The sequence below is a fragment of the Franconibacter helveticus LMG 23732 genome (assembly GCF_000463115.2).
In the GTDB taxonomy this organism is placed as follows: domain Bacteria; phylum Pseudomonadota; class Gammaproteobacteria; order Enterobacterales; family Enterobacteriaceae; genus Franconibacter; species Franconibacter helveticus.
Map to the genome: position 1 here is coordinate 461,520 of NZ_AWFX01000049.1, position 10,955 is coordinate 472,474.

Below are 10,955 nucleotides of genomic sequence, written 5' to 3' on the forward strand. Positions count from 1 at the left end.
CGGTAGAAGCCAGAGCCTGGATCCTGATGGATTACGCCAGCGGAAAAGTGCTGGCGGAAGGCAACGCCGATGAAAAACTCGACCCTGCCAGCCTCACTAAACTGATGACCAGCTATGTGGTAGGCCAGGCGCTGAAAGCCGGCAAAATTCATCTGAATGATAAAGTCACTATCGGCAAAGATGCCTGGGCGACCGGCAACCCTGCGCTACGCGGCTCGTCGCTGATGTTTTTAAAGCCAGGCGATCAGGTGCCGGTATCGGAGCTGAACAAAGGGGTGATTATCCAGTCCGGCAATGACGCCAGTATCGCTATCGCCGATTACGTGGCGGGCAGCCAGGATGCGTTTGTCGGCCTGATGAACGGCTACGCCCAGCGCCTCGGCCTGACCAACACGACGTTTAAAACCGTACACGGACTGGACGCGCCGGGGCAGTTCAGCACCGCGCGCGACATGGCGCTGCTGGGCAGGGCATTAATTCATGACGTGCCGGAAGAATATGCGATCCACAAAGAAAAAGAGTTCACCTTTAATAATATTCGCCAGCCTAACCGCAACCGTCTGCTCTGGAGCAGCAATCTCAACGTCGACGGCATGAAAACCGGCACCACAGCAGGGGCGGGCTATAACCTGGTGGCCTCAGCGACGCAGGGCGATATGCGCCTGATTTCGGTTGTGCTGGGCACCAAAACCGACGGCATTCGCTTTCGCGAGTCGGAAAAGCTACTGACCTGGGGTTTTCGCTTTTACGAGACCGTAACGCCCATCAAACCCGATGCGACATTCGTCAGCCAGCGCGTCTGGTTTGGCGACAAGAGCGAAGCGAAATTAGGCGCGGGCGAAGCGGGGTCGATAACCATCCCGAAAGGCCAGCTTAAAAACCTGAAAGCCACCTGGAAACTGACGGAGCCGCAGCTCACCGCGCCGCTGAAGAAAGGCCAGGTGGTGGGCACGATAGATTTCCAGCTTAACGGCAAAAACATTGAACAGCGTCCGCTGGTGGTAATGGAAGCGGTGGACGAGGGCAGTTTCTTCAGCCGCCTCTGGGACCGCGTGCTGATGCAGTTCCACAAATGGTTCGGCAGCTGGTTCTCATAATCTTATCGCCTCCCGGTCGCGGGAGGCTTTTCACCACAGCAGCGTTACGCCGGACGTTTTTGCCCACTCGACAAATTTCGCTTCGGGTTTCGCGTCGGTCACGATGGTGTCGAAGGCTTCCAGCGGCCCCATGCAGGCCGGCCTTACCTTGCCGAATTTACTGCTGTCCGCCACCAGCACATGGCGCTGGGCCGTCTCCAGCGCCCACTGTTTTACGGGCAGTTCGTCAAGGTTAAAGCACGTGGCGCCCTGTTGCAGGTGCAGCCCGGCGGCCGAAAAAAAGGCGATGTCGGGGCAAATGTTGCGTAGCGTTTCGCGAAAATTAAGCGGTTTGAAAATAGCGTTGCTGGCATGAAACTCGCCGCCGCAGAGAATAACGCGGCAGGCGGGTTTTTCCTGTAGCGCCAGAAAGGTATTCAGGGAGTAACAGACGCCAGTGAAGGGCAGCGCGTCATCCAGCGCGTCGATTATCCAGGGCGTGGTGGTGCCGCAGTCGAAAAAGAGCGTTTGATGCGCGCTCACCAGCTCCGCCGCGCGGCGGCCAGCCAGACGCTTTTCTTCAACCAGGCGAGTTTTCTGGTCGCTCAGCAGATAATGGCTGACGCCCGCGCTGCGCGGCTCCAGCACAATATAACCGCCGAGCAGCACCACAGGCGCGTCGTTGCGCTGTAGATCGCGGCGTATGGTCATCTCTGAAACGCCAAGCAGCGCAGCCGCCTCCTTCAGATGAAGTTTATCGCTGCGTTTTAATGCCAGCAGAAGCTGTCCTATCCGCTCTTCGCGCCGTGTTTCCATCTCTTCCTCTGCTTAACCGAAACTGGCGAGGCGTGAAGGCGGCCTCGCCAGTGAATCGGGGAATCTTACCCGCCGCAGAGGCGTTAGTCACGCACCCAGCCTTTGCGGATGGGCAGGGCGAAGCAGCGGCGATAAAGCTGGCGCAACCGTTGATAAAGGGCGTCGCCGCAATAGTTCCAGACCATTTGCGCGGCAAGACAGGCCAGCATGCCGAGCAGCAGGCCGCCGAGCATATCGAGCGGCCAGTGGACGCCGAGATAAATGCGCGACCAGGCGATGGCGCAGGCGACGCCCAGCAACACCAGCCCGGACCACACCCGATGCCAGCATAAAAACGCGAGGGCAAAGGTAAAACTCACGGTGCCGTGATTGCTGGGGTAAGAGTCATCCGGGGAATGATGCAAAAACTGATAGCCAATCCCTTCGGCAAAGGGGCGGGGATGCGGGAAGATATGGCCCATCAGCCAGGAGAGAAAGACGCTGATGGCAAGCGCCAGCGCGATTTTCACCACCAGCTGACGCTGGGCGCTAAGCTTTTGGCCAGGCCCCCAAAGCCAGAGCGCCGCCGAAAGCAGCGGCACGCCATAAATGAGTTCTCTGGCGATAAACGTGGCAAAGGCGATAAGCCAGGCGGGGGAAGCGGGAGTGGCATTGATTGCCAGAAAAATCTGGTGGTTGAGCTCTTCCAACATCGCGATTTGGGTTCCTTATCAACCTGAAAAGAGGCCCGGGATTCAGGGCCGCGACGCGGCGTAAAGGGATGCCGCTGTTAAAGCGAATAACCTTAGAAACCGACCGGCGCCGGGTAAAGCGGTATTGTCTTATTTCTGTCATACAGCGCTCATCCAGCCCGGGCATAAGATTACGCATCGCACCTTAAAAAAAGCTTAAATGATGGCAACGTTGTGCGTTATTAAGCGGCATCGCGCACAATTCACTATGACTGCTGCGGTCGTTTCATTACACTCAGCGCGATTTCTCTGGATGGATCGCTATGCAAAATAACTCTCTGACAAAAAAGCGCCTTGGGCGCCAGGCGCTGCTGTTCCCGCTGTGCCTGGTGCTGTATGAATTTTCAACCTATATCGGCAACGACATGATCCAGCCCGGTATGCTCGCGGTGGTAGAGCAATACCAGGCGGGCGTGGAGTGGGTGCCAACCTCCATGACCGCTTATCTGGCGGGCGGCATGTTCTTGCAATGGCTGCTGGGGCCGTTGTCTGACCGTATCGGCCGCCGTCCGGTGATGCTGACCGGCGTGGTCTGGTTTATTGTCACCTGTCTCGCCACCCTGCTGGCGCAGAACATTGAACAGTTCACCGCGCTGCGCTTTTTGCAGGGCATCAGCCTTTGCTTTATCGGCGCGGTGGGGTATGCCGCGATTCAGGAGTCGTTCGAAGAGGCGGTGTGCATCAAAATCACCGCGCTAATGGCGAACGTGGCGCTAATCGCGCCGCTGCTTGGCCCGCTGGTGGGGGCGGCATGGGTGCATGTGGCGCCGTGGGAGATGATGTTCGTGCTCTTCGCGGTCCTGGCTGCTATCTCCTGGTACGGCCTGTGGCGGGCAATGCCGGAAACCGCCACCCGGCTTGGCGAAAAGCTGTCGCTGGGCGAGCTGGGCCGCGACTATAAAGCGGTAATGAAAAATGCGCGCTTCGTGGCCGGCGCGCTGGCCACGGGCTTTGTCAGCCTGCCGCTGCTGGCGTGGATTGCCCAGTCGCCGGTTATTATCATTAGCGGCGAGCAGCTCAGCAGCTACGAATATGGCCTGTTGCAGGTGCCGATTTTCGGCGCGCTGATCGCGGGGAACCTGGTGCTGGCGAAGCTCACCTCACGACGCACGGTACGCTCGCTGATTATTCTTGGCGGCTGGCCGATAGCCTTTGGGCTGGCGATGGCGGCGCTGGCGACGCTCTTTTCCGCCCACGCTTACTTGTGGATGACGGCGGGCCTAAGCGTTTACGCCTTCGGCATCGGTCTTGCCAACGCAGGCCTGGTGCGCCTGACGCTGTTCGCCAGCGATATCAGCAAGGGCACGGTTTCAGCGGCAATGGGCATGTTGCAGATGTTGATCTTCACGGTCGGCATAGAAGTGAGCAAACATGCTTATTTAGCGGGCGGCAACGGGCTGTTCAGCCTCTTTAACCTGCTGAATGGTTTGCTGTGGGTGGCGATGATGGTGATATTCCTGAAAGATAAAACGGTGGGTAATTCTCTCCAGCCGCAGTAAAAAAAGGCCCTCGTAAGAGGGCTTTTTTTTAGCTGAACGGCGATGCCTGATCCAACACCCTGTCGATAATCTCCAGCACGCCCTGTTCGTTATTGTGCGGCGCACGGTAAGGCGCTATCGCTTTAATTTTCTCCGGCGCGTTTTCCATGGCGAAACCAAAGCCCGCATGACGCAGCATCTCAATATCGTTACCGCCGTCGCCAAACGCCACCACTTCGCTATCTTTGATTCCCCAGCGCTTTTGCAGCATTTGCAGGCCGTTGGCTTTGTGCAGCCCCGGAATAATCAGGTCGATAGAGCCGTGGCCGCTGGAGACCGGCACCACAATGCCCTCAAACGCCGCCGTCAGCGCATCCATGGTTTTCAGCAGATCGTCATCCGGCAGATTAAGGGCAAACTTAAAGAAGGTGTCGTCCAGACCATAAAAGCTGTCGACAAACTCCAGCCGGTGGTAATAGGTGGCGGCCATGCGCTTAAACGCCTCGTCATAGCTTTTTAAGGTATAACCGCTCCGCTTGCCGCAGGCGATGGTTTCCACTTTCGGCAGCGTCAGCAGGTGGTCAATCACCTGGTCATACTGCCCTTTAGAAAGTTTGCCGTTAAACAAGTCTTCGCCTTCGCTCACTACCCAGGCGCCGTTTTCCGCGACAAAGGCAATCTCTTCGGCTATCTCGGGGAAAAAAGAGGCGAGCTGGTAATACTGGTTGCCGCTCGCCACCACAAACCGAATGCCCTGCTGCTTCATGCGGGCGTACTGCGCAAGAAAACGCTCGCGGTTGTAGGTTTTGGCGTCGCTGAGAAAAGTGCCATCCATGTCGACAGCGATCAGTTTTACACCCATAAATGCTCCTTAACGGTTTGACGGAGCAGGCAGGCTTGCCGCCCCGTCGGGGCAATAAATTGATAAGCGCTCGTTAATTAACGAGTTTTTCCTTAATGCAAATTTTTTACTAAAGCGCCGTTCGCAACAGGCCGATAGTAGCTATGACGGCAACTATAGTGTGTTTTGCGAAAGAACATGACGACCCTCTATTCCCTGATGTCGCCTTTTACGGCGACACGGCAGCGCAACAGCGAATCGGTATTAAGTCAGGCTATCACCCGGCTCTCTTCTGGTATGCGCATTAATGGCGCCAGCGATGATGCCGCAGGCCAGGCTATCGCTAACCGCATGACGGCGACTATCAACGCCAACGGCGCTGTGGCGCGCAATATCGATGATGGCGTAAGCCTGATGCAAACGGCGGAAGGCGGGCTGGATGAGATTAATAATTTGCTTATCCGCGCCAGAACGCTGGCGGTGCAGGCGGCAAACGGCACGCTCTCGCCTGAAGACCGCGCTGCCCTGCAAAACGAATTTCACGCCATCAGCGAGAACATCGACCAGATCGCTTACGGCACCACCGTATTCGGTAAATACCCGCTGGCGGCGGCAAGCCACCCCGCGCCTGCGCCAGTACAACTGGGAAAAGTTCCTTCCATCGATCAGCGTTTGCCTGTAGCAGGACAAGGCTACGTTTTTACTTCCGGCCTGGTGCCGTTCGCCTACATCCCTGCCGGGGCAAAAGATATCGTCCTGGAAATCGATTCCGGCTGGATGGATGACGATATGCAGATTTTCACCCGCGACGGCAGCCACCTTGTCGGCGCCCCGGTGAACGGCAACGGCGCAGTACGCGATTTCACATGGCGAAGCAATGGAATAAATAACTCTGTTGACGCCAGCGCGAAAATTCTTACCGAAGAGAATGGCTTTACCGCACAAGCAACTTACCAGGATGCAAACCTGGTGCAGGGCGGCGCGGCGTATGACATCAACGGCAGCGTCAGCAAAACCCTTAACGGGATGACTATTACCTACAGCGGCGATGGCGACCGGTACGAAACTCCCGCCACCGGTTGGGCCAATAATGGCACCGTTTCGCCGGGGCATTACAAAGAGCGGATAACCATTGATAACGTGAGCGAAGATCTGATTGTCATGGTGCCTGGCACCGGCTCTTTTACCGGCAGCATGACCTGGAGCGCGCTGCCGACGCCCACGCAGGCGCCCGACACCCGACCCACCAGCAGCGACACGGAAATTGTGGTGAGCGCTGATTTTGGCCAGGCGCTTGAAACCAAAACCATTCCCGCCACGCCCGCCGACAGCGTTACGCTTGGCGTTCACGATCTGCGGCTGGACAGCCAGGATAAAGCCAGCCAGGCGATGGATAAACTCGACGCGGCGCTGGAGAAGGTGAACGGCTACCGAAGCACTTACGGCGGCCTTAACAACGCCTTCGCCAGCGCGAAAGCCGTGGTGATGGAAGGTAACGTGGCGACCGGGGCGGCGCGCAGCCGCATCGAAGATGCGGATTACGCCCGGGAAGTGAGCAACATGACCCGGGCGCAAATTCTGCAACAGGCAGGCAACGCGCTGATGGCGCAGGGCAGGCAAGCGCCAGAAAATATCCTGGCGCTGTTGAAAGGGTAGCGCCGCCGCTAGCGGCACGGCGCGCTTTCCTCTTTTTGGTCTTGCCAGGGCGTGCGTTGCGGTTTCGCCACCGCGCGTGAAACCAGAAAAGCGACCGCTATCAGACCCAGCACCACCAGCATCGCGCTGCGCAGGCCATAATGTTCGCCAAGGAAACCCAGCAGCGGCGGCCCCACCAGGAAAGCGATATAGCCCGTGGTGGCGACGACGCTTACGCGTGTCGCCGCATCCGGCCCGGTATCGCTTGCCGCAGAGATAGTCAGCGGGAAGCCGAGCGAGGCGCCAAGCCCCCAGAGGATCACCGAAGCGCCCGCAACCCAGGCGCTGTCGATAAAGATAATCAGCGCGATGCCAAGCCCGCCCATCAACGCGCTGGCGCGCACCACCGCCACGCGGCTGTAGCGGTCGATAAACCAGCCGCCGAAAAAGCGTCCCAGCGTCATGCCAAGCGTAAAGCCCGCGTAGATAAGCGAGCCGGAGGTGGGGCTAAAGCCGTGGCCGTCCACCATCAGCAAGGGCAGCCAGTCGTTGGCGGAGCCTTCGGCGAATGCCATCGCCAGCACAATCACGCCTATCAGCAGTAACTGAATGTCTTTATAAAAAGGACGACGATTGCTCGCGTTTTGTTTCTGCTCTTCGGCGCTCTCTTTGCCGACCCCTTCCGGGATGGCGCGCAATGCGATAAAGACCGGCACGAGGGTGACCAGCCCCGCCAGCAGGATATGAAAGTCGGCGCGAAAGTTGATTGCGGTGAGCGTCATGCCAATGCCTGCGCCTACCAGCGTGCCGAGGCTAAAGAAGCCGTGCATCATCGGCAGAATGGTTTTGTTAAGCTCGCGCTCAACGATAGCCCCTTCGACATTCAGCGCCACCTCAGCCGAGCCCAGCCCGGCGCCAAGCACCGCCAGCCCCAGCGAGAAAAGCAGCGCGACGCCGAGCAACAGCGCGCCGCTCATTATCACAATGCCGACTACGCCCATCAGCATGGCGGTGCGGATAACCTTGCGCGTGCCAAACCGCTTCACCAGCCAGGCCGAACAGAGAATGCCGCTCATGGAGCCGACGGAGAGGCCAAACAGCACCACGCCCATTTCCGCCGTGGAAACGGCCAGCACATCGCGGATAGCGGGGGTGCGCGTCGCCCACGAGGCCATAATCAGCCCGGGCAGAAAGAAAAAAATAAACAGCGACCAGGTACGGCGACGCAGCGCCTGGCGAGAGGATTGTGGCGACATAGACATCCCTGACGACAGAAAAGGTAAGACAACAGTAGCAACGATGTGTACATTTGTACACGTTGATGCACCGAGAGAGCGCTATGAATTTATCTGTTACCGGGGAAACGCCGCGCCGCGCGCGTATTTTACAGGCTGCGCTTGAGGCTATTGCGGAGTATGGCGTCAGCGCCGTCACGCACCGCAAAATCGCCCAGCGGGCGGAAGTGCCGCTTGGCTCACTGACTTACTACTTCACCGGTATCGACGCCCTGCTGGAAGAGGCGCTGAGCGGCTTCGCCCGTGAAATGTCGCAAACGTACCAGGCTTATCTGGCGCAGGCGACCAGCCAGCGTGAAGCGTGCGAGGCGCTGACCAAAGTGATTTGCGGGGCGCAAATCACCACGCCGGAAAATATGGAGCTGATGTATCAGCTTTACGCTTACGCCAGCCGCCGCCCGGCGCTGAAAACCATCATGCAGGAGTGGATGCAGCGCAGCCAGCAGATCCTGGAAGTGTGGTTTGACCCGGTCACGGCCCGCGCGCTCGACGCGTTTATCGAAGGAATGACGCTGCATTATGTGGTCGACAGAAAGCCGCTTAGCGAAGCGGACATTCAGGGAGTGGTGTTAAGGCTGGCGGGGATAGCCTGAGCATCCGGGCGTTAACGTCAACAATGCAGACCATCCGTTAAAAGTTGCCTTCCCCGGCAAGGGGGGCGCTGGCAACTGACCGGGGTAAGCCACTGTTAAACTTTTCGCTTAATAAGCGGCAGAAACGGGGCGGCGCATACCCGCTTCACCGGACATAGCTCACCGCTTTATCTTGTTCACTTAAAATATATTTTCTTAGCTTCGCGGCATAATAAAGGTGGAGCGCGCAACCTGCCGCCATCCATAACAAAACGAGTTCCGTGAACGGCAGCATAACCCAGGCAAAGAGTTTCCCTTTCGGATAGGTTTTTAAGGAGTGGGCTAAATATTCCTGGCCTTCCGGGGTGTTAAACATATCGCAAACGCCTTTCACGATGTCTGGCGAAGGCAAGTTTTGCTGATTAATCACAGGCGCGTTACTCGCCTGGCAATCGCTTTTTTTGACCTGCCACCCCGAGTGAGAGAAAAGCGTGGATTCACTCGCTTGCGTACGGGAAATATAAAAGAAATCTCCTGTGGCTTTCCAGATTAATAACGTATGGTCCTGAGGCGTTTTAGTTATGCGAATAAGAATGGGGGCGCTAAAAAAAAGCGAGCCGATAAAGAGCAGCAATAAAATGTAAATCATCGCTTTATCGACTTTTTTAGTCTCCGGCGTTTTCTTTGTAGAAAGCGAAATCATAAAAAAGCGCAGCAAGAAAGAGGGGATCCCGGCACGCTCAAAGGTTTTGTTGTCTTCTTCTTTGTTTTTTATCACCTTGTTTTTAAACGCGATGACAAGCTTGAATGCCGCGCCAACCAGCGACAAAACGGCGATAAACGTCGCCACCGGCGCATTGGAAAACTCCGTACTAATCATCTCGCTGACAGAAATCATGCTTATCCCCGAATTCACTTTGCTTATCAATTTACCCGGTCTGTTTTTTATCATGCAGGCGAGGTTTTGCAATAAATTCTTTTATATAAACGCGGGGCAACTATTTACCCGCGAACTGGTAACGCAGGTAAATCATGCAACGCGTTACCTGTCACGCTATTGAATATTCTGTTTGTATGTAGAATATGGCGGAAGATTGTCATCACAGCGCGAATGGTATGCATTAGTAGCCAGAGCGCTTCGAAGAATGAAAGAAAAATATTCTGTCGCTTATGTGAAAGTGTCTGCCATGAATTTGGATATGGTTTGCTTTCTCGTTGAACTACAACTGGAACCATACCTGTTATTTATCAACAGCCACCCTCTACGGTGCAAAGGGATAGAAAATGAGATCTGCCGACTCCTCGCTCGCGACGCTGTTTAAGCGCATTGGCATACACTCAGCTAATCTGGTTGAAGCTTTATCAACGGGCATTTGCTCCATTGCCGCGTTTACCAGCTTTTTTGTGCTGGAGGGCTGGGTAGGGAAGATCACCGGATTTATCGGTTTTTTTGTGCTGGCTTATCTCATCGCCTGGGCTGTAGACAAAGTAAAAGGGCAAGCGTAGGGCGCTATCCAGGCTGGCTGTGCTGCGCTTTTGCGGATTTAAGGCAAGAAAAACTATTTATGTAAATGGGTTGTTGAAATCATTTATTAAAATAATCAACAATTTAGACTGAAGGTAAGAAGTGGCGATTACGGGGTAATGCTAACCGCTGCCGCCACTTTTTCGCCCCTTGGCTCATCGTGACTTACTTTAAACGCCAGGGGCCTTTCTCTTCGACTTGCTCCACAGTTCCTTCTGACTCAAGTTCCCGGAGAAGGGCTACCGCCCAGTACTGTTGCTGCGTACTTGGGGCTTTAGGGTAATCTCCCCAGTCGAGACCGCAGAGACGAAATACCTCTGCTTGCTTAACTCCCTTACCATTTATGCGTCCATCTGGGTGTTTTGCCAAAGCAGCAAGAGCCAGTTCTTTTGCTTTAGTACGAAGCTCTAACCCCTGTTTCTGTAACTCATTCATAATCTATCTCTCTGATAATCAAGACCGTCCTAATGATACTCTGTTAATTTCAGGCGCGCACGTAAGCAGTATCTAAGGAGAATTAATGCATGGTTGCTAAGGAATTAAAGTGTAGGGCCGCTTTCAAGTGATTGGGGGCCAGGTGGGCATAGCGCATGGTCATTTTTATGTCGTGATGACCCAGAATTTTCTGGAGCGCAAGGATGTTCCCGCCGGATAACATAAAGTGTGCTGCAAATGTATGGCGCAGGGCGTGGGTAAGCTGTCCGCGTGGAAGCACGATGGAGGATTTCTCCATCACGGATAAAAACTGGAAGTAGCAATCAGTAAAGAACTTGAAGCCATCGAGCGCAATGATTTCCTCGTAAAGCTCTTTATTGATGGGAAGGCTGCGGTTCTTTTTGCCTTTGGTCCTGACAAATCTGATTCTGTACTTTGTGATTTGGGAGCGCGTGAGGTTCACCGCTTCGCGGTAGCGTGAATCGCCACGGGTTTAACAGACACCTCAGAGTCATTTAAGATGGCTTAAAGAGAGGTGCCCATGAGCGGTA

The 10,955-nt window shown here is 55.6% G+C and carries 11 protein-coding genes and 1 pseudogene; 5 read left to right on the forward strand and 7 right to left on the reverse strand.

Annotated elements, in window-relative coordinates:
• A partial coding sequence (dacC, locus tag DW56_RS17215; protein ID WP_035890191.1) for a serine-type D-Ala-D-Ala carboxypeptidase occupies positions 1-1,097 on the forward strand: 1,097 nt, incomplete at its 5' end.
• A gap of 30 nt (positions 1,098-1,127) precedes the next feature.
• Here dacC and deoR read toward each other — a convergent pair.
• The gene (gene deoR / locus DW56_RS17220) at positions 1,128-1,892 is read right to left on the reverse strand and encodes a DNA-binding transcriptional repressor DeoR (RefSeq protein ID WP_024554039.1); all 765 of its coding nucleotides are present in this window, start codon (positions 1,890-1,892) and stop codon (positions 1,128-1,130) included.
• Between the two features lie 83 nt (positions 1,893-1,975).
• Positions 1,976-2,584, reverse strand: coding sequence for an undecaprenyl-diphosphate phosphatase (gene ybjG / locus DW56_RS17225; RefSeq protein WP_024554040.1), 609 nt, complete (start codon positions 2,582-2,584; stop codon positions 1,976-1,978).
• A gap of 302 nt (positions 2,585-2,886) precedes the next feature.
• Between ybjG and DW56_RS17230 the strand changes: the two genes are divergently transcribed.
• The gene (locus tag DW56_RS17230; RefSeq protein WP_024554041.1) at positions 2,887-4,122 is read left to right on the forward strand and encodes an MFS transporter; all 1,236 of its coding nucleotides are present in this window, start codon (positions 2,887-2,889) and stop codon (positions 4,120-4,122) included.
• Between the two features lie 28 nt (positions 4,123-4,150).
• Here the strand turns inward: DW56_RS17230 and DW56_RS17235 are convergent, their stop codons facing one another.
• The gene (locus DW56_RS17235; RefSeq protein ID WP_024554042.1) at positions 4,151-4,963 is read right to left on the reverse strand and encodes a Cof-type HAD-IIB family hydrolase; all 813 of its coding nucleotides are present in this window, start codon (positions 4,961-4,963) and stop codon (positions 4,151-4,153) included.
• Positions 4,964-5,140: 177 nt separating this feature from the next.
• Between DW56_RS17235 and DW56_RS17240 the strand changes: the two genes are divergently transcribed.
• Positions 5,141-6,598, forward strand: coding sequence for a flagellin N-terminal helical domain-containing protein (locus DW56_RS17240; RefSeq protein WP_024554043.1), 1,458 nt, complete (start codon positions 5,141-5,143; stop codon positions 6,596-6,598).
• An 8-nt stretch (positions 6,599-6,606) separates the two neighbouring features.
• Here the strand turns inward: DW56_RS17240 and DW56_RS17245 are convergent, their stop codons facing one another.
• Positions 6,607-7,833 carry an MFS transporter gene (locus DW56_RS17245; RefSeq protein ID WP_024554044.1) on the reverse strand — a complete coding sequence of 409 codons (1,227 nt, stop codon included), beginning with the start codon at positions 7,831-7,833 and terminating at the stop codon, positions 6,607-6,609.
• 83 nt (positions 7,834-7,916) lie between these two features.
• Here DW56_RS17245 and DW56_RS17250 point away from each other — a divergent pair, with 83 nt between their 5' ends.
• A complete protein-coding gene (locus tag DW56_RS17250; RefSeq protein WP_024554045.1) occupies positions 7,917-8,465 on the forward strand; it encodes a TetR/AcrR family transcriptional regulator in 549 nt (182 codons plus the stop codon).
• A 145-nt stretch (positions 8,466-8,610) separates the two neighbouring features.
• Here DW56_RS17250 and DW56_RS17255 read toward each other — a convergent pair whose 3' ends face one another.
• Positions 8,611-9,342 (reverse strand): DUF6216 family protein, encoded by a 732-nt coding sequence (locus DW56_RS17255; RefSeq protein WP_024554046.1) that lies wholly within the window; start codon positions 9,340-9,342, stop codon positions 8,611-8,613.
• A 386-nt stretch (positions 9,343-9,728) separates the two neighbouring features.
• Here DW56_RS17255 and DW56_RS17260 point away from each other — a divergent pair, with 386 nt between their 5' ends.
• The gene (locus tag DW56_RS17260) at positions 9,729-9,950 is read left to right on the forward strand and encodes a hypothetical protein (RefSeq protein WP_024554047.1); all 222 of its coding nucleotides are present in this window, start codon (positions 9,729-9,731) and stop codon (positions 9,948-9,950) included.
• Positions 9,951-10,134: 184 nt separating this feature from the next.
• Here DW56_RS17260 and DW56_RS17265 read toward each other — a convergent pair whose 3' ends face one another.
• On the reverse strand, positions 10,135-10,404 hold the full coding sequence (locus DW56_RS17265; protein WP_024554048.1) for a hypothetical protein: 270 nt from the start codon (positions 10,402-10,404) through the stop codon (positions 10,135-10,137).
• A gap of 82 nt (positions 10,405-10,486) precedes the next feature.
• Positions 10,487-10,885 (reverse strand): annotated as a pseudogene (locus tag DW56_RS23055) (tyrosine-type recombinase/integrase); the annotation flags it as partial.
• Positions 10,886-10,955: the final 70 nt, after the last annotated feature.